Raw genomic sequence first — 17,384 nt, 5'->3', positions numbered from 1 at the left:
GGACGAGCGAATAAGCGCTGCGCTGGAGGGCGCGGCGGTATTGGGTTTTAAGTGGTATTAGGGGAGGGGGGTGTGGCAGTAGAAATCGCAGTCTGCGTCAGTGCCCGTGGTGTGAAGTGGTATTCACGCGAGGGGCTGGTGACGGTGACAATTTTTTTAATATATTTTCAATCTTTCAGGCACAACGGCCCTTGTGGCGAGGGAGCTTGCTCCCGCTGGAGCGCGAAGCGGTCCTGATGTCGGTTGTCGAGATTTATCAGGCAAAACCGGTTTGCAGGGTTTGGGGCCGCTTCGCAGCCCAGCGGGAGCAAGCTCCCTCGCCACAGGTATTGGGGGGTTATGGGCGGATTTCGATCATCGTACCGTCTTTGACCAGACCCCATACTTCGCGCATGTCGACGTTGCGCATGCCAATGCAGCCGTCGGTCCAGTCCAGGGTGTGGAACAGCTCTTCAGGGTTTTCTTCAGTGTCCGGGGTGCCATGGATCATGATCATGCCACCGGGCTGCACACCTTCGCGGCGCGAGCGGACGGAATCGCTGATGTTCGGGTAGGAAATGTGCATGGCCAGGTTGAAGCGGTCGCTGACCTTGCGCCAGTCCAGCCAATACAAACCTTCTGGAGTACGTCGATCACCCTCCATCAGTTTCGGGCCCTTGGGGTTTTTGCCCAGCGAGATGCGATAGGTCCGCAGTGGCTTGCCATCATTGATCAACTGCAACTGATGGGCAGATTTGAGCACCAACACTTTTTCAATGATTTTGCCGTCCAGGGTCTCCGTGGTGGCAGCGTGGGAAACCATGACAAACGACAGGCAGAAAGCGGCAAGCAACCAGCGCATTAAAACGATATCCCTGAGAGTACGGCGTATTTTTATAGTTTAAATGATCGCAGGCTGAGCAAGCGGAGGAATTGATTCGGAACGCACAGGAAAATGTTCTACCCGGCGGTCAGCGAAGAAGCATTCTAGGGTACGGCCGACCGTGCGGAAAGCCAGCTCCGACCACGGGATGTCGGCTTCATCGAAAAGCCTCACTTCCAGGCTTTCTTCGCCCGCGGCAAAGTCCAGGTCCGTCAGTTCAGCACGAAAGAATACGTGCACCTGGCTGATGTGCGGCACATCGATCAGCGTATAGATGTTCAGGTTGCGCACCCGTGCACACGCTTCTTCGGCGGTTTCGCGAATGGCTGCCTGTTCGATGGTTTCACCGTTTTCCATGAAACCGGCCGGCAAGGTCCAATAACCGCGGCGCGGCTCGATGGCGCGCCGGCATAACAACACCTGAGTACCCCAGATTGGCAGGCAGCCGGCGACAATATTCGGGTTCTGATAATGAATGGTCTGGCACTGGTCGCAGACGTACCGCAGGCGCGAGTCGCCTTCAGGAATGCGTTGGGTGACCGGGTTACCGCACTGGCTGCAGAATTTCATGCTGGGCTTCCGAAAATGCTACGCCTATCTTGGCGTGCGGTGGTGTCTGTCGGCAAGTTGTCGTTTAGCGACATGCCATGGTTCGGGGGGTTGGGCGGTCGATGTGTTTGGTGCATGATGCAAGGTAGCTAACAAATCGAGAGCACTCATGCTGGACGAGCTACTGCATCGGGTAAGCAACCACACGCCGCGTACGCTGGAAACCGACCTGCGTTTTCCGGAGGCCGCGGTCTTGGTGCCTATCACCCGCAGTGATGAACCGGAGCTGGTTCTGACCCTGCGTGCCAGCGGGCTCTCGACCCACGGCGGTGAAGTGGCCTTCCCCGGCGGGCGACGCGATCCGGAAGACCCGGACCTGATTTTCACCGCATTGCGCGAAGCCGAAGAAGAAATCGGCCTGCCACCCGGTCTGGTGGAAGTCATCGGCCCGTTGAGTCCGTTGATCTCCCTGCACGGGATCAAGGTCACGCCTTACGTCGGGGTGATTCCGGACTTCGTCGAGTACCGGGCCAACGATGCTGAAATTGCCGCAGTGTTCAGCGTACCGCTGGAGTTCTTCCGCAAGGACCCGCGTGAACACACGCACCGCATCGATTATCAGGGCCGCAGCTGGTATGTGCCGAGCTACCGTTTCGGCGAATACAAAATCTGGGGCCTGACCGCAATCATGATCGTCGAGCTGATCAACCTGCTCTATGACGCGCAGATCAGCCTGCATCAACCACCGAAAAACTTTATCAATATCTGAAACCGTCGCGCGTATGGCGTGAAGCCTGCTTTGCAAGTGAGCCTGCCTGGCCTTGAGGACAATAAGATGAAATACCGCCTGGGCGACGCCCGCGTCGAAACTCACCCGCAGAGCTGGGTCGCACCTAACGCCGTGCTGGTGGGCAAGGTCAAACTGGAAGAGGGCGCCAACGTCTGGTTCAACGCCGTGTTGCGCGGCGACAACGAGCTGATCCTGATCGGCAAGAACAGTAATGTGCAGGATGGCACGGTGATGCACACCGACATGGGCTACCCGCTGACCATCGGCACCGGAGTAACCATTGGCCACAACGCCATGCTGCACGGCTGCACGGTGGGCGATTACAGCCTGATCGGCATCAACGCGGTGATCCTCAACGGCGCGAAAATCGGCAAGAACTGCATCATCGGCGCCAACTCGCTGATCGGCGAAGGCAAGGAAATTCCTGACGGTTCGCTGGTCATGGGCTCGCCGGGCAAAGTAGTACGTGAACTGACCGAGCCGCAGAAGAAAATGCTCGAAGCCAGCGCCGCGCACTATGTGCATAACTCGCAGCGCTATGCCCGCGATCTGGTCGAGCAGGAACAATGAACGACAACGAAAGACCCGTACGCTCACCGTGCGTGAACATTTGCGCACTGGACGAGGACGATATCTGCACCGGCTGCCAACGCACGGTGGAGGAGATCACCCGCTGGAGTCGTATGGACAACGACGAACGCCGCAAGGTGCTGGGGTTGTGTCATGAGCGAGCGAAGTCGAGCGGGGTGCTTTGGATGTTGCCTTCCAAGTCCAGTACCTGAACCTGGCGGACCTAGCGAGCCTTGTGGGCATTTGTGGCGAGGGAGCTTGCTCCCGTTGGGCTGCGAAGCGGCCCCAAACCAACTGATGAACTCTATCTCACACACCGCATGCTCTGATTTCAGGGCCGCTTCGCTTCCTGAGCGGGAGCAAGCTCCCTCGCCACAGGTTATCCATGCATCGAAGATGAAGTACCCTGTGCACAAAATTGACAGGTATCCCAGCGCGCCATGTTCTTCCTGATTGCTTACATCAGCAGTGTCGTGCTGATCAACTACGCCTTTTCCACCGCCCCGCACCTGGACATCATCTGGTCAGCCTGGAGTGGCCTGGTATTTGTGCTGCGCGACATGGTGCAAACCCGTTTCGGTCACGGCGCGCTCGTCGCGATGCTGGCGGCGCTGGTGTTGTCCTACCTCACCTCCGACCCCTCCATCGCCCTGGCCAGCGCCATTGCCTTCGCCGTTTCGGAGTGCATTGACTGGCTGGTCTTCAGCATTACCAAGCGTCCGTTGCACGACCGTCTGTGGATAAGTTCGGCGCTGAGCATTCCGCTGGATACCTTCATCTTCTTCGGCATGATCGATGCCCTGACGCCGGGCGTGATCCTCACCGCCCTGGGCTCGAAATTCGCCGGCGTGACCATCGTCTGGCTGGCCATGGCCTGGCGTTTGCGCAAGAACGCGCTGGCAAGCTGAGCCAAACCCTCAGGTTCATGTAAAATGCCGCGCTTTCTCCCTAAGGGATGCGCGCCTGGCGCCGCATCCCTCGATGATCCGCTCCTTTGAGGACCTGAGATGACCCGTATCGGAACTCCATTGTCGCCAACCGCGACCCGCGTATTGATGTGTGGCTGTGGTGAGTTGGGCAAGGAAGTGGTGATCGAACTGCAACGCCTGGGCGTTGAAGTGATTGCCGTGGATCGTTACGCCAACGCGCCGGCGATGCAGGTGGCGCATCGCAGCCACGTGATCAACATGCTCGACGGCGCGGCCCTGCGTGCCGTGATCGAAGCCGAGAAGCCGCACTTTATCGTGCCGGAAATCGAAGCCATCGCCACCGCCACGCTGGTTGAGCTGGAAGCCGAAGGCTTCACCGTGATCCCGACCGCTCGCGCCGCGCAGTTGACCATGAACCGTGAAGGCATCCGTCGTCTGGCCGCTGAAGAGCTGGACCTGCCGACCTCGCCGTACCACTTCGCCGATACCTTCGAAGACTACCGCAAGGCGGTCGACGATCTGGGCTTCCCGTGTGTGGTCAAGCCGGTCATGAGCTCCTCGGGCAAAGGCCAGAGCCTGCTGCGTAGCGTCGATGACGTGCAGAAAGCCTGGGATTACGCGCAGGAAGGCGGTCGTGCCGGTAAAGGTCGGGTGATCATCGAAGGTTTTATCGACTTCGACTACGAAATCACCTTGCTCACCGTTCGCCACATCGGCGGCACCACGTTCTGTGCACCGGTCGGCCATCGTCAGGAGAAGGGCGACTATCAGGAATCCTGGCAGCCGCAAGCAATGAGCCCGATTGCGCTGGCAGAATCCGAGCGCGTGGCCAAAGCCGTGACCGAAGCCCTGGGTGGCCGTGGTCTGTTTGGCGTTGAGCTGTTCATCAAGGGTGATCAGGTGTGGTTCAGCGAAGTTTCTCCGCGCCCGCACGACACCGGTCTGGTGACCCTGATTTCTCAGGACCTGTCGCAGTTCGCCTTGCATGCACGGGCGATTCTCGGCTTGCCGATCCCGTTGATCCGTCAGTTCGGCCCATCGGCGTCGGCAGTGATTCTGGTGGAAGGGCAGTCGACTCAGACCGCTTTCGCCAACCTGGGTGCCGCACTGGCCGAGCCGGATACGGCGCTGCGCCTGTTTGGCAAGCCGGAAGTCAACGGTCAGCGCCGCATGGGCGTTGCCCTGGCGCGTGACGAGTCGATCGAGGCCGCCCGCGCCAAAGCGACCCGTGCCTCGCAAGCCGTCGTTGTAGAGCTCTAAAAGCATCGCGGGCAAGCCTTGCTCCTACAGGAATGGGTCAATGCACAATGGTGTGTTCGACATGTATCCGTAGGAGCAAGGCTTGCCCGCGATGACGATCTATCAGGCAACCTGATTCAGGTCGTTATGTCGCGTCTCTTTCAGGCACAGCACCGCGATCAAGCTGATCACCGCTGCCGCTGACACATACCCGCCAACCCAACTCAAGCCGCCCATTGCCACCAGCTTCTGTGCGAAGAACGGTGCTGCCGAAGCGCCAACAATGCCGCCCAGGTTGTAGGCCGCCGACGCGCCGGTATAACGCACGCGGGTGGGGAACAGCTCTGGCAGCAACGCGCCCATCGGGGCGAACGTCACGCCCATCAGAAACAGCTCGATGCACAGGAACAGCGCCACGCCCCAGGTCGTGCCGTGGGTCAGCAGCGGTTCCATGGTGAAGCCCGAGAGAATCGCCAGCACGCCACCGATGATCAGCACCGGTTTGCGCCCGAAACGGTCACTGGCCCAGGCCGACAGTGGTGTGGCTGCAGCCATGAACAGCACGGCGAAGCACAGCAGGCCGAGAAAGGTTTCGCGGCTGTAACCCAGGGTCGAAACACCGTAACTCAGGGAAAACACCGTCGAGATGTAAAACAGCGCGTAGCAGACGACCATCGCCGCCGCACCCAACAGCATCGGCGCCCAGTATTGGCTGAACAGCTCGACCAGCGGGATCTTCACCCGTTCCTGACGCGCCATCGCGTTGGCGAAGACCGGTGTTTCATGCAGTTTCAGGCGCACGTACAGGCCGACCATCACCAGCACGGCGCTGAGCAGGAACGGAATCCGCCAGCCCCAGGAGCGAAACTGCTCGTCGTTCAGGGTCATCGCCAGGGTCAGGAACAGCCCGTTCGCCGCAAGAAAACCGATAGACGGGCCGAGTTGCGGGAACATGCCGAACCAGGCGCGTTTGCCCTTTGGTGCGTTTTCGGTGGCGAGCAATGCTGCACCGCCCCATTCACCGCCCAGTCCAAGGCCTTGGCCGAAGCGCAATACGCAAAGCAGGATCGGTGCCCAGGCGCCAATGCTCTCGTAACCCGGCAGCACGCCGATCAGCGTGGTGCACACGCCCATCAGCAACAAGGAAGCGACCAGGGTGGATTTGCGCCCGATACGGTCGCCGAAGTGGCCGAACAGCGCCGAGCCTAAAGGGCGGGCCAGGAACGCGATACCGAAGGTCAGGAAGGCCGAAAGCATCTGGGCGGTGCCAGAGGTCTGCGGAAAGAACACCGGGCCGATCACCAGTGCGGCGGCGGTGGCGTAGACGTAGAAGTCGTAGAACTCGATGGCGGTGCCAATGAAACTGGCCGTTGCGACCCGCGTGGTGGAGTTCGTCGGTTGGGCAGGCACGGCGTCGCTGTAGGTGGTGCTGGTAGTCATGCGGTAATCCCTGACAGTCATGTGCTCCGGTGGAGCGAATTATTATGGTCGAACACCCAGGGATGTGGGTTTTACAGCGGTTTCGCTGCCGAACGCAGGCTTGTGGCCTCGCCAGCGGCTACGTGCCAGATCAATACCCGGCTGACACGGTTGTCTTCGGTTTCGAGGATTTCCAGGCGATAACGCCCGATTTTCAGGCACACCGCGCTGTCGGGAATGGTTTCCAGCGCTTCGGTGACCAGCCCGTTGAGGGTTTTCGGGCCGTCGCTCGGCAGGTGCCAGCCAAGACTCTTGTTCAGCTCACGAATCGAGGCCGCGCCCTCGATCACCAATCGGCCGTCGGCCTGCGGGTGAATGTGCGGGTTGTCGAGGCTGTGCTGGCTTTCGAATTCACCGACGATTTCTTCGAGAATGTCTTCCAGGGTGACGATGCCTTCTACTTCACCGTATTCGTCGACCACCATGCCCAAGCGGCGCTGCTGCTTGTGAAAGTTCAGCAATTGCAGTTGCAGCGGGGTGCTTTCCGGGACGAAGTAAGGTTCGTGGCACGCCGCCAGCAAGGCTTCTTTGGTCAGGCTCGCGTCGGGCAGCAAATGGCGGATCTGTCGGGTATTGAGTACCGCTTCGACCTGGTTGATATCGCTGTGAAACACCGGCAGGCGCGTGCGCTTGTTGGCGCGCAGCTGTTCGATGATTTCCTCGATCGAGTCGTCCAGGTTGATCCCGTCGACTTCGCTGCGCGGCACCAGGATGTCGTTGACGGTGATGTTATCCAGCGCATGAATGCCCGACAGCGCGTGTGGACGGCAGGCCGGGTGTTCGTGGTCGGTGCCGTCGTTCTGCGGAGCCGGTGGTTCGTCTTCGCTTTGCTGGACGACCTTGATCTTGCGTGCGAACGGCTTGAGCAGCAATTGGCTGATGCCGCCGAGCAGCCAGGCGGCCGGGTAAATTATTTTCAGCGGCACGCCGAGCAGGGTGTTGCCCAGCGCCAGAATGGTGTCCGGATAACGGCTGGCGAGGGTGCGTGGCAGGTAATCGGCAAATACCAGTAACGCAGCAGTGGCGCTCAGGCAGGCGAGCCATGGGCCTTTTTCAGCCCAGCCGAAAATCGCCAGCAGCGTGCTGATGACTACCACCAGTGCGCGGCACAGGGTATTGCAGAAGATCAGGCTGTTGAGCGGGAAGTTGAGTTTCGCCACCGGCTTGTCGCCAGAGCGCGAGGCGGTCCGCTGGGTCAATAGATGTTGCTGTGCGGCTTCGATGGCAGTGAACAGCCCTGACCACAAAATCAGCAGGGCTAGCACGGCGAGCAGCGGCCCTATGGGCAGGTTATCCATAACGAGCGCCCGTCAGATGTGCAGGATGAATTCGCGGACCAGCTTGCTGCCGAAATAGGCCAGCATCAGCAGGCAGAAACCGGCGAGGGTCCAGCGAATGGCCTTGTGGCCGCGCCAGCCAAGACGATTGCGGCCCCACAGCAACACGCTGAACACGATCCAGGCCAGGCATGCCAGCAGGGTTTTGTGCACCAGATGCTGGGCGAACAGGTTTTCGACGAACAGCCAGCCGGAGATCAGCGACAGCGACAGCAGGGTCCAGCCAGCCCAGAGGAAGCCGAACAGCAGGCTCTCCATGGTTTGCAGCGGCGGGAAGTTCTTGATCAGCCCGGACGGGTGCTTGTGCTTGAGCTGGTGGTCCTGGACCAACAGCAGCAAGGCCTGGAACACCGCGATGGTGAACATGCCGTAGGCGAGGATCGACAGCAGGATATGCGCCAGAATCCCCGGTTCTTCGTCGATCACCTGCACCGTGCCCGAAGGCGCGAACTGCGCCAGCAGCACCGTGGTCATCCCCAGCGGGAACAACAACACCAGCAGGTTTTCCACCGGGATCCGTGAGCAGGCCAGCAGTGTCAGCGCGATAACGGCCGCGGCGATCAGGCTGGCGGCACTGAAAAAGTCCAGGCCCAGGCCAGTCGGCATCATCAGGTGGGTCAGGAGGCTCGCGCTGTGGGCCAGCACGGCAAGGATGCCGAGCGAGACCAGCAGGCGTTTGTTCGCCTTGGCGCCTTGGGCCAGACGAGTGCCTTGATAGAGAGTCGCAGCGGCGTATAAGCAGGCGGCGGCGAGGGTGCTGAGCAAACTGGGTGACAAAGGGAGCATAAATCCTGTTAGGCAAGCCCGAAAGAGGCTGAGTTTGGCATACAACCGACATGACACGAAAGACCACTCAACCAGACGGCGGGTGTGCGCCAGACGCAGTCTTCGCTATAATCCGCGACCTGCCCACGCCGCAGGCTCGCCGAGCACATGTTTTTCACGGTCTGGGCCGCCATTACCTCGGTCTCCATAGGGCCTGAAAGGATCGCGCATGTTTGAAAACTTAACCGACCGTCTCTCGCAGACGCTGCGCCATGTTACCGGCAAGGCCAAGCTGACCGAGGACAATATCAAAGACACCCTGCGCGAAGTGCGTATGGCGTTGCTCGAAGCCGACGTCGCCTTGCCGGTGGTCAAAGACTTCGTCAACTCGGTCAAGGAGCGCGCTGTCGGCACCGAGGTGTCGCGCAGCCTGACGCCGGGCCAGGCCTTCGTGAAGATCGTCCAGGCCGAACTCGAAAGCCTGATGGGCGCGGCCAACGAAGATTTGAACCTGAGCGCCGTGCCGCCTGCCGTCATTTTGATGGCCGGTCTGCAAGGTGCCGGTAAAACCACCACCGCTGGCAAACTGGCGCGCTTCCTTAAAGAGCGCAAGAAGAAGTCGGTCATGGTGGTGTCGGCGGACGTTTACCGCCCGGCCGCGATCAAGCAGCTGGAAACCCTGGCCAACGACATCGGCGTGACGTTCTTCCCGTCCGACCTGAGCCAGAAGCCGGTCGACATCGCCGAAGCGGCTATTAAAGAAGCCAGACTGAAATTCATCGACGTGGTCATCGTCGATACCGCCGGTCGCCTGCACATCGACGAAGAGATGATGGGCGAGATCAAGGCCCTGCACGCGGCGATCAAACCGGTCGAAACGCTGTTCGTGGTCGACGCCATGACCGGCCAGGACGCCGCCATCACGGCCAAGGCCTTTGGCGACGCGCTGCCGCTGACCGGTGTGATCCTGACCAAGGTCGACGGTGACGCCCGTGGCGGTGCCGCGCTGTCGGTGCGTGCGATCACCGGCAAGCCGATCAAGTTCATCGGTATGGGCGAGAAGACCGAAGCCCTCGAACCGTTCCATCCAGAGCGTATTGCGTCGCGTATCCTCGGCATGGGCGACGTGCTCAGCCTGATCGAGCAGGCCGAAGCAACCCTCGACAAAGACAAGGCCGACAAACTGGCCAAAAAGCTGAAAAAGGGCAAAGGCTTCGACCTCGAAGACTTCCGCGATCAGCTGCAACAGATGAAGAACATGGGCGGCCTCGGGGGGCTCATGGACAAACTGCCGAACATCGGCGGAGTGAATCTGGCGCAAATGGGCAATGCCCAGGGTGCGGCAGAGAAGCAATTCAAGCAGATGGAAGCCATCATCAACTCCATGACCCCGGCCGAGCGCCGCGACCCTGAGCTGATCAGCGGTTCGCGCAAGCGTCGGATCGCCATGGGTTCCGGCACCCAGGTGCAGGACATCGGGCGCTTGATCAAGCAGCACAAGCAGATGCAGAAGATGATGAAGAAGTTCTCCGCCAAAGGCGGAATGGCGAAAATGATGCGCGGCATGGGCGGTATGTTGCCCGGCGGCGGCATGCCGAAAATGTAAAGAATTCGCGTCGGCATTCATGTCGGCGCGGCCCCACACGGACGTGGGACCCACAGCAAGCCCGCATTGGCGGGAGCTGACTCGCCGTTGTTCGCAACGGCTCTATAGCAAATCTGGATGGCACACTGACAGGTGCCGGAAAAAGACATTTGCAAAAGTCCGGATATTCCTTAGAATATGCGGCCTTTCGGGCACCTATGCCCGCTGTGCATTTAGATTTGCAGCACCGACTACAGGAACTATGTTCACATGCTAACAATCCGTCTTGCCCTTGGCGGCTCCAAAAAGCGCCCGTTCTACCACTTGACCGTGACCGACAGCCGCAACCCACGCGACGGTTCGCACAAAGAACAAGTTGGTTTCTTCAACCCGATCGCTCGTGGTCAAGAAGTCCGCCTGTCCGTGAACCAAGAGCGCGTAGCCTACTGGCTGAGCGTTGGTGCACAACCTTCTGAGCGCGTTGCTCAGTTGCTGAAGGACGCTTCTAAGGCTGCGGCCTGAGCGATATGAACGCGACGCCAGCAATCGCTGATGATTTGATCGTTATCGGCAAGATTTATTCTATTCATGGCGTTCGCGGCGAAGTGAAGGTCTTTTCCTTTACTGATCCGATTGGAAACCTGTTGGACTACAAAACCTGGACGCTCAAGCGTGAAGGCGATGTACGGCAGGTAGAGCTGGTCAGCGGCCGCGTACAAGGCGGCAAGTTTCTGGTCACAAAGCTCAAAGGTCTCGATGACCGTGAAGAAGCTCGTCTTCTGGCCGGTTTTGAAATCTGCGTGCCGCGTAACCTGTTTCCTGATCTGACCGACGGCGAGTACTACTGGTACCAGCTGGAAGGTCTGAAGGTCATCGACCACCTCGGGCAATTGCTCGGGAAGATCGATCACCTGCTGGAGACTGGCTCGAACGATGTCATGGTGGTCAAGCCTTGCGCTGGCAGCCTGGATGATCGCGAACGCCTGTTGCCCTATACGGAGCAATGCGTGTTGGCCGTCGACCTCGCAGCAGGCGAGATGAAGGTGGATTGGGACGCGGACTTCTAAGCGTGGCTAACTTGCGCGTCGAAGTGATCAGTTTGTTTCCCGAGATGTTTTCCGCCATCAGCGACTACGGCATCACCAGTCGTGCGGTGAAACAGGGGCTCTTGCAGCTGACCTGTTGGAATCCGCGAGACTACACAACGGATCGACATCACACTGTGGATGATCGCCCATTTGGCGGTGGTCCGGGCATGGTGATGAAGATCAAGCCCCTGGAAGATGCTCTGGTTCAGGCCAAGGCAGCAGCCGGGGAGGCGGCGAAGGTAATTTACCTGTCGCCCCAAGGCCGTCAACTGACTCAGTCGGCGGTACGCGAGTTGGCGAATGAGGAAGCATTAATCCTGATTGCCGGCCGCTATGAAGGCATTGACGAGCGTTTTATTGACGCTCATGTCGATGAAGAGTGGTCGATTGGCGACTATGTACTGTCTGGCGGCGAGCTGCCGGCGATGGTCCTGATCGATGCGGTTACACGACTGCTGCCTGGAGCTTTAGGGCATGCGGACTCCGCCGAGGAAGATTCCTTTACGGATGGTTTGCTGGATTGCCCGCACTACACCCGACCTGAGGTGTATGCGGATCAGCGTGTTCCCGACGTGTTGCTGAGTGGCAATCACGCGCATATCCGGCGTTGGCGTTTACAGCAGTCCCTTGGTAGGACCTTTGAACGACGCGCCGATCTTCTGGAAAGCCGCTCGCTTTCTGGAGAAGAGAAGAAGCTGCTCGAGGAATACATCCGCGAGCGGGACGATAGTTAACAACGTATCGATGGTAGATCCGACGATTTACCTTAGGAGCACAGCATGACTAACAAAATCATCCTTGCACTCGAAGCAGAGCAGATGACCAAAGAGATCCCTACCTTTGCCCCGGGCGACACCATTGTCGTTCAGGTGAAAGTGAAGGAAGGCGACCGTTCGCGTCTGCAAGCGTTCGAAGGCGTAGTAATCGCCAAGCGTAACCGTGGTGTGAACAGTGCTTTCACTGTTCGTAAAATCTCCAACGGTGTTGGCGTAGAGCGTACTTTCCAGACCTACAGCCCGCAAATCGACAGCATGGCTGTCAAGCGTCGCGGTGACGTACGTAAAGCCAAGCTGTACTACCTGCGTGACCTGTCGGGTAAAGCAGCTCGCATCAAGGAAAAACTGGTTTAAGTCCAGCTTCCGATGCAGAAAAAAGCAGCCTACGGGCTGCTTTTTTGTTGCCCGTGATTTATTCCTCTCCCTGAAAGCGCAGTGGTTTCGCGAGCGGTCGTGCTATGAAAGACTGTTCGTTGTTATCTGTCTTGCTTGAGCCTTTATGCCTGCCATTGATCACCCACTGATAGACCAGTTTCTCGACGCCCTGTGGTTGGAGAAGGGCCTGTCCGATAACACCCGTGACGCCTATCGCAGCGACCTGGCCCTGTTCAACGGCTGGTTGCAGGAGAAGGGCCTGGAACTGCTCAATGCCGGGCGCGAGCTGATCCTCGATCATCTGTCCTGGCGCCTCGAGCAAAACTACAAGCCCCGGTCTACTGCGCGGTTTCTTTCGGGTGTGCGTGGGTTCTATCGCTATTTGCTGCGTGAAAAGCTGATTGCTGTCGACCCGACATTGCGCGTCGACATGCCGCAACTCGGCCGGCCATTGCCCAAGTCGTTGTCGGAAGCGGATGTGGAAGCCTTGCTCGCCGCACCGGACCTGAGCGAAGCGATCGGCCAACGCGATCGAGCCATGCTGGAAGTGCTGTATGCCTGCGGCTTGCGGGTTACCGAGCTGATCAGCCTGACGCTGGAGCAGATCAATCTGCGCCAGGGCGTACTTCGCGTCATGGGCAAGGGCAGCAAGGAGCGACTGGTGCCGATGGGCGAGGAGGCGATTGTCTGGGTCGAGCGCTACCTGCGTGACGGGCGTAGCGAGTTGTTGGGCGGACGGCCCAGCGATGTGCTGTTTCCGAGCCTGCGTGGCGAGCAGATGACCCGCCAGACCTTCTGGCATCGCATCAAGCATCAGGCCAAAGTCGCCGGGATCGGCAAGTCCCTGTCGCCGCACACCTTGCGCCACGCCTTCGCCACACATCTGCTCAACCACGGCGCCGATTTGCGGGTGGTGCAGATGTTGCTTGGCCATAGCGACCTCTCGACCACCCAGATCTACACCCACGTTGCGCGTGCCCGTTTGCAAGACCTGCACGCCAAACACCACCCACGCGGCTAGCAGAACACCGGTGGCGAGCTTGATTCTGTGGCGAGGGAGCTTGCTCCCGCTGGGGTGCGAAGCGGCCCCAAGGTCGGTCACCGCAGTTATTCCGGTAAGCCGCAGCAACCGGTTTACGACTGCTGCGCCCGAGCGCGGACCGGCCGACGGGGGCAAGCCCCCTCGCCACAATGGTCGTCAGTCAGGTTTCGCATAGTGACTTGCGTCAGGCGCATTCGGCCACGCGGGCCTTATGTGATAGGCTTTGCTGGTTTGCACGATGGGCGGTTATGACCCGGTGTTTCAGTACCGGCGTTCTAGCCGACCCATTTGCCCGCCTTCAGGAGTTCTCATGCGTCTGACCCAGATTTTCGCCGCCGCAGCCATTGCGTTGGTCAGCACCTTTGCCATCGCCGATGATGCGGCTGATAAAGCCATCCGTAAAAGCCTGGAAACCCTCCAGCTCGACACCCCGATCGAGTCCATTAGTGCCAGTCCGCTGGCCGGTCTCTATGAAGTCAAACTCAAGGGTAGCCGCGTGCTGTACGCGAGCGCCGACGGCCAGTACATCGTTCAGGGCTATGTGTTCCAGCTCAAGGACGGCAAACCGGTCAACCTGACCGAGAAGGCCGAGCGTCTGGGGATCTCCAAACTGATCAACGGCATTCCGGTTGCTGAAACCGTGGTTTACCCGGCGATTGGCGAAACCAAGACCCACATCACCGTATTCACCGACACCACCTGCCCGTACTGCCACAAATTGCACGCCGAAGTGCCTGCATTGAACAAAATGGGCATCGAAGTGCGTTATGTTGCTTTCCCGCGCCAGGGCCTCGGCTCGCCGGGTGATGAGCAACTGCAAGCCGTGTGGTGCTCTGCTGACAAAAAAGCGGCGATGGACAAAATGGTCGATGGCAAGGAAATCAAGGCTGCCAAGTGCGCCAACCCGGTTTCCAAGCAGTTCGCCCTGGGCCAGTCGATCGGAGTGAACGGTACACCGGCTATCGTTTTGGCCGATGGCCAAGTGATTCCGGGCTACCAGCCAGCACCACAAGTCGCCAAACTGGCGCTGAGTGCGAAATAATCCTGCGTCGTCACGGTAAGCCTTTGACGATCATGGAGCGGCGGCAGCAGTCGACGCTCCATTAATAGAGAGCCGCACGCTGTGCGGCTGTTTTCCACGGCCGACCTTGAGTCGGCCGTTTTATGGGGAGTTCACAGTGAAACCGGTCAAAGTAGGCATCTGTGGGTTAGGGACCGTCGGTGGCGGTACCTTCAACGTACTTCAGCGCAACGCCGAGGAAATTGCTCGTCGTGCCGGGCGTGGAATCGAAGTGGCACAAATTGCCATGCGCACGCCAAAGCCTCAGTTCCAGACGACCGGTATTGCGATTACCAACGATGTCTTCGAAGTGGCCACGAACCCTGAGATCGACATCGTTATAGAGCTGATGGGCGGCTATACCGTTGCCCGCGAGCTGGTACTCAAAGCCATCGAGAATGGCAAGCATGTGGTCACCGCGAACAAGGCACTGATCGCCGTTCACGGTAATGAAATTTTCGCCAAGGCCCGCGAGAAAGGCGTGATCGTGGCGTTCGAGGCAGCGGTAGCCGGCGGCATTCCGGTGATCAAGGCGATTCGTGAAGGCCTGTCGGCCAACCGCATCAACTGGGTCGCCGGGATCATCAACGGCACCGGCAACTTCATCCTCACCGAAATGCGTGAGAAGGGCCGGACTTTCGAAGATGTGCTCGCCGAGGCGCAAGCGCTGGGTTACGCAGAAGCCGATCCGACGTTCGACGTTGAAGGCATCGATGCGGCACACAAGCTGACGATCCTGGCGTCCATCGCGTTCGGTATCCCGCTGCAATTCGACAAGGCCTACACCGAAGGCATCACCAAGCTGACCACCGCTGACGTGAACTACGCCGAAGCGCTGGGCTATCGCATCAAGCACCTGGGCGTGGCGCGTAGCACCGCTGCCGGCATCGAACTGCGTGTGCACCCGACGCTGATCCCGGCCGATCGCCTGATCGCCAACGTCAACGGCGTGATGAACGCGGTGATGGTCAACGGCGACGCTGCCGGTTCGACCCTGTTCTACGGGGCGGGCGCCGGTATGGAACCGACCGCTTCGTCGGTCATCGCCGACCTGGTGGATGTGGTTCGCGCCATGACCAGCGACCCGGAAAACCGCGTACCGCACCTGGCTTTCCAGCCGGATTCGCTGTCGGCCCACCCGATCCTGCCGATCGAAGCCTGCGAAAGCGCCTACTACCTGCGCATCCAGGCCAAGGATCATCCGGGCGTGCTGGCTCAGGTCGCGAGCATTCTGTCGCAGCGTGGCATCAACATCGAATCGATCATGCAAAAGGAAGTCGAAGAACACGACGGCCTGGTGCCAATGATCCTGCTGACCCACCGTGTGCAGGAACAGCGCATGAACGATGCGATCGCCGCCCTGGAGGCCCTGGCGGACGTGGTCGGTCCGGTGGTGCGGATCCGCGTCGAGCACCTGAACTAAGTCGTTATTGTTCACCGGGCTCGTGCGCGAGTCCGGGTTTGCGAACTCTGAATAGTGGAGCCAGTCATGCGTTATATCAGTACCCGCGGCCAGGCACCGGCCCTGAATTTCGAAGACGTGCTGCTGGCCGGTCTGGCCAGTGACGGCGGCCTGTACGTGCCGGAAAACCTGCCACGTTTCACCCAGGAGGAAATTGCTTCCTGGGCCGGCCTGCCGTATCACGAGCTGGCTTTCCGGGTGATGCGCCCGTTTGTTAGCGGCAGCATCCCGGATGCCGACTTCAAGAAAATCCTCGAAGAAACGTACGGCGTGTTCTCTCACAGCGCCGTGGCACCGTTGCGTCAGCTGAACAGCAACGAATGGGTGCTGGAGCTGTTTCACGGCCCGACCCTGGCGTTCAAGGACTTCGCCCTGCAATTGCTCGGTCGTCTGCTCGACTACGTGCTGGAAAAACGCGGTGAGCGCGTAGTGATTGTCGGCGCCACTTCGGGCGATACCGGTTCGGCCGCCATCGAAGGCTGCAAGCACTGCGAAAACGTCGACATCTTCATCCTGCACCCGCACAACCGCGTGTCCGAAGTGCAGCGTCGGCAGATGACCACGATCTTCGGCGAGAACATCCACAACATCGCCATCGAAGGCAACTTCGATGACTGCCAGGAAATGGTCAAGGCGAGCTTCGCCGACCAGAGCTTCCTCAAAGGCACGCGCCTGGTGGCGGTGAACTCGATCAACTGGGCGCGGATCATGGCCCAGATCGTCTACTACTTCCACGCAGCCCTGCAGTTGGGCGGCCCGGCGCGCTCGGTGTCGTTCTCGGTGCCAACCGGCAACTTCGGCGACATCTTCGCCGGTTACCTGGCACGCAACATGGGCCTGCCGATCAATCAGTTGATCGTCGCCACCAACCGCAACGACATCCTGCACCGCTTCATGAGCGGCAACCAGTACGTCAAGGAAACCCTGCACGCGACACTGTCGCCATCGATGGACATCATGGTCTCGTCGAACTTCGAGCGCCTGCTGTTCGACCTGCACGGTCGCAATGGTGCGGCGATTGCCGGCCTGATGGACACCTTCAAGCAAGGTGGCGGTTTCAGCGTCGAGCAAGAGCGCTGGACCGAAGCGCGCAAACTGTTCGACTCGCTGGCCGTGGATGACGCGCAAACCTGCGAGACCATCGCTGAAGTCTTCGAACAAACCGGTGAGCTGCTTGATCCGCATACCGCCATCGGCGTCAAGGCTGCGCGTGAGTGCCGTCGTAGCCTGGATATTCCGATGGTGATTCTGGGAACGGCCCATCCGGTCAAATTCCCTGAAGCCGTCGAAAAAGCCGGCGTAGGAAAAGCGCTTGAACTGCCTGCCCATCTTTCTGATTTGTTTGAGCGAGATGAGCGCTGCACAGTTTTGCCAAACGACCTGAAAGCCGTGCAGGCCTTTGTCAGTCAGCATGGCAACCGCGGTAAGCCACTCTGACAGGATTTACCTGTCACATTTTGAAGCCCGTCTCCTGAC

The 17,384-nt window shown here is 59.5% G+C and carries 19 protein-coding genes; 14 read left to right on the top strand and 5 right to left on the bottom strand.

The genetic code is table 11. From position 1 onward, the window contains the following. Positions 1–337: 337 nt before the first annotated feature. Complete coding sequence (locus tag AO353_RS04440; RefSeq protein ID WP_054593860.1) at positions 338–841, bottom strand: L,D-transpeptidase family protein; 504 nt, start codon at positions 839–841, stop codon at positions 338–340. A gap of 39 nt (positions 842–880) precedes the next feature. Then, complete coding sequence (locus AO353_RS04435) at positions 881–1,432, bottom strand: NUDIX hydrolase (RefSeq protein ID WP_054593859.1); 552 nt, start codon at positions 1,430–1,432, stop codon at positions 881–883. A 148-nt stretch (positions 1,433–1,580) separates the two neighbouring features. Between AO353_RS04435 and AO353_RS04430 the strand changes: the two genes are divergently transcribed. From AO353_RS04430 to purT, 5 genes are all read left to right on the top strand, one after another. Next, complete coding sequence (locus AO353_RS04430) at positions 1,581–2,180, top strand: CoA pyrophosphatase (protein ID WP_054593858.1); 600 nt, start codon at positions 1,581–1,583, stop codon at positions 2,178–2,180. A 66-nt stretch (positions 2,181–2,246) separates the two neighbouring features. Continuing rightward, complete coding sequence (locus AO353_RS04425; protein WP_007936184.1) at positions 2,247–2,771, top strand: gamma carbonic anhydrase family protein; 525 nt, start codon at positions 2,247–2,249, stop codon at positions 2,769–2,771. Continuing rightward, positions 2,768–2,983, top strand: coding sequence for a DUF1289 domain-containing protein (locus AO353_RS04420; RefSeq protein WP_054593857.1), 216 nt, complete (start codon positions 2,768–2,770; stop codon positions 2,981–2,983). Before AO353_RS04425 ends, AO353_RS04420 begins: the two co-directional genes overlap by 4 nt. 228 nt (positions 2,984–3,211) lie before the next feature. Beyond that, positions 3,212–3,679: a VUT family protein gene (locus AO353_RS04415; RefSeq protein WP_054593856.1), complete on the top strand. Its 468-nt coding sequence runs from the start codon at positions 3,212–3,214 to the stop codon at positions 3,677–3,679. A gap of 99 nt (positions 3,680–3,778) precedes the next feature. After that, the gene (purT, locus tag AO353_RS04410; protein WP_054593855.1) at positions 3,779–4,960 is read left to right on the top strand and encodes a formate-dependent phosphoribosylglycinamide formyltransferase; all 1,182 of its coding nucleotides are present in this window, start codon (positions 3,779–3,781) and stop codon (positions 4,958–4,960) included. A 102-nt stretch (positions 4,961–5,062) separates the two neighbouring features. Here purT and AO353_RS04405 read toward each other — a convergent pair whose 3' ends face one another. The 3 genes from AO353_RS04405 to AO353_RS04395 all read right to left on the bottom strand — a co-directional run bounded on the left by AO353_RS04405 (position 5,063) and on the right by AO353_RS04395 (position 8,541). Beyond that, positions 5,063–6,379, bottom strand: a complete 1,317-nt coding sequence (locus AO353_RS04405; RefSeq protein WP_054593854.1) for an MFS transporter — start codon at positions 6,377–6,379, stop codon at positions 5,063–5,065. A gap of 71 nt (positions 6,380–6,450) precedes the next feature. Further along, complete coding sequence (locus AO353_RS04400; protein ID WP_054593853.1) at positions 6,451–7,716, bottom strand: transporter associated domain-containing protein; 1,266 nt, start codon at positions 7,714–7,716, stop codon at positions 6,451–6,453. A gap of 12 nt (positions 7,717–7,728) precedes the next feature. Beyond that, complete coding sequence (locus AO353_RS04395) at positions 7,729–8,541, bottom strand: cytochrome C assembly family protein (protein ID WP_054593852.1); 813 nt, start codon at positions 8,539–8,541, stop codon at positions 7,729–7,731. Positions 8,542–8,749: 208 nt separating this feature from the next. Here AO353_RS04395 and ffh point away from each other — a divergent pair, with 208 nt between their 5' ends. The 9 genes from ffh (at position 8,750) to thrC (ending at position 17,345) form a co-directional block, all read left to right on the top strand. Beyond that, positions 8,750–10,126 carry a signal recognition particle protein gene (gene ffh / locus AO353_RS04390; protein ID WP_019692014.1) on the top strand — a complete coding sequence of 459 codons (1,377 nt, stop codon included), beginning with the start codon at positions 8,750–8,752 and terminating at the stop codon, positions 10,124–10,126. Between the two features lie 249 nt (positions 10,127–10,375). After that, complete coding sequence (gene rpsP, locus AO353_RS04385; RefSeq protein WP_003209587.1) at positions 10,376–10,627, top strand: 30S ribosomal protein S16; 252 nt, start codon at positions 10,376–10,378, stop codon at positions 10,625–10,627. Positions 10,628–10,632: 5 nt separating this feature from the next. Beyond that, positions 10,633–11,172, top strand: a complete 540-nt coding sequence (gene rimM, locus AO353_RS04380; RefSeq protein WP_054593851.1) for a ribosome maturation factor RimM — start codon at positions 10,633–10,635, stop codon at positions 11,170–11,172. A gap of 2 nt (positions 11,173–11,174) precedes the next feature. Then, positions 11,175–11,927: a tRNA (guanosine(37)-N1)-methyltransferase TrmD gene (gene trmD, locus AO353_RS04375; protein WP_019692017.1), complete on the top strand. Its 753-nt coding sequence runs from the start codon at positions 11,175–11,177 to the stop codon at positions 11,925–11,927. Between the two features lie 45 nt (positions 11,928–11,972). After that, a complete protein-coding gene (gene rplS / locus AO353_RS04370; protein ID WP_054593850.1) occupies positions 11,973–12,323 on the top strand; it encodes a 50S ribosomal protein L19 in 351 nt (116 codons plus the stop codon). Between the two features lie 145 nt (positions 12,324–12,468). Further along, positions 12,469–13,365 (top strand): site-specific tyrosine recombinase XerD, encoded by an 897-nt coding sequence (gene xerD / locus AO353_RS04365; protein ID WP_054593849.1) that lies wholly within the window; start codon positions 12,469–12,471, stop codon positions 13,363–13,365. A 331-nt stretch (positions 13,366–13,696) separates the two neighbouring features. Then, on the top strand, positions 13,697–14,428 hold the full coding sequence (locus AO353_RS04360; RefSeq protein WP_054593848.1) for a DsbC family protein: 732 nt from the start codon (positions 13,697–13,699) through the stop codon (positions 14,426–14,428). A gap of 136 nt (positions 14,429–14,564) precedes the next feature. After that, complete coding sequence (locus tag AO353_RS04355; RefSeq protein ID WP_054593847.1) at positions 14,565–15,869, top strand: homoserine dehydrogenase; 1,305 nt, start codon at positions 14,565–14,567, stop codon at positions 15,867–15,869. Between the two features lie 66 nt (positions 15,870–15,935). Beyond that, entirely contained in the window at positions 15,936–17,345 is a 1,410-nt protein-coding gene (thrC, locus tag AO353_RS04350; protein WP_054593846.1) for a threonine synthase, read from the top strand. Positions 17,346–17,384 lie beyond the last annotated feature (39 nt).

Source organism: Pseudomonas fluorescens (assembly GCF_001307155.1).
Lineage (GTDB): Bacteria > Pseudomonadota > Gammaproteobacteria > Pseudomonadales > Pseudomonadaceae > Aquipseudomonas > Aquipseudomonas helvetica.
This window is presented reverse-complemented; position numbering and strand designations above follow the sequence as displayed.

Bases quoted from the DNA above. Each gene is read 5' to 3' on its own strand.
- AO353_RS04440 (WP_054593860.1), bottom strand. From the start codon at position 841: ATGCGCTGGTTGCTTGCCGCTTTCTGCCTGTCGTTTGTCATGGTTTCC.
- AO353_RS04435 (WP_054593859.1), bottom strand. From the start codon at position 1,432: ATGAAATTCTGCAGCCAGTGCGGTAACCCGGTCACCCAACGCATTCCT.
- AO353_RS04430 (WP_054593858.1), top strand. From the start codon at position 1,581: ATGCTGGACGAGCTACTGCATCGGGTAAGCAACCACACGCCGCGTACG.
- AO353_RS04425 (WP_007936184.1), top strand. From the start codon at position 2,247: ATGAAATACCGCCTGGGCGACGCCCGCGTCGAAACTCACCCGCAGAGC.
- AO353_RS04420 (WP_054593857.1), top strand. From the start codon at position 2,768: ATGAACGACAACGAAAGACCCGTACGCTCACCGTGCGTGAACATTTGC.
- AO353_RS04415 (WP_054593856.1), top strand. From the start codon at position 3,212: ATGTTCTTCCTGATTGCTTACATCAGCAGTGTCGTGCTGATCAACTAC.
- purT (WP_054593855.1), top strand. From the start codon at position 3,779: ATGACCCGTATCGGAACTCCATTGTCGCCAACCGCGACCCGCGTATTG.
- AO353_RS04405 (WP_054593854.1), bottom strand. From the start codon at position 6,379: ATGACTACCAGCACCACCTACAGCGACGCCGTGCCTGCCCAACCGACG.
- AO353_RS04400 (WP_054593853.1), bottom strand. From the start codon at position 7,716: ATGGATAACCTGCCCATAGGGCCGCTGCTCGCCGTGCTAGCCCTGCTG.
- AO353_RS04395 (WP_054593852.1), bottom strand. From the start codon at position 8,541: ATGCTCCCTTTGTCACCCAGTTTGCTCAGCACCCTCGCCGCCGCCTGC.
- ffh (WP_019692014.1), top strand. From the start codon at position 8,750: ATGTTTGAAAACTTAACCGACCGTCTCTCGCAGACGCTGCGCCATGTT.
- rpsP (WP_003209587.1), top strand. From the start codon at position 10,376: ATGCTAACAATCCGTCTTGCCCTTGGCGGCTCCAAAAAGCGCCCGTTC.
- rimM (WP_054593851.1), top strand. From the start codon at position 10,633: ATGAACGCGACGCCAGCAATCGCTGATGATTTGATCGTTATCGGCAAG.
- rplS (WP_054593850.1), top strand. From the start codon at position 11,973: ATGACTAACAAAATCATCCTTGCACTCGAAGCAGAGCAGATGACCAAA.
- xerD (WP_054593849.1), top strand. From the start codon at position 12,469: ATGCCTGCCATTGATCACCCACTGATAGACCAGTTTCTCGACGCCCTG.
- AO353_RS04360 (WP_054593848.1), top strand. From the start codon at position 13,697: ATGCGTCTGACCCAGATTTTCGCCGCCGCAGCCATTGCGTTGGTCAGC.
- thrC (WP_054593846.1), top strand. From the start codon at position 15,936: ATGCGTTATATCAGTACCCGCGGCCAGGCACCGGCCCTGAATTTCGAA.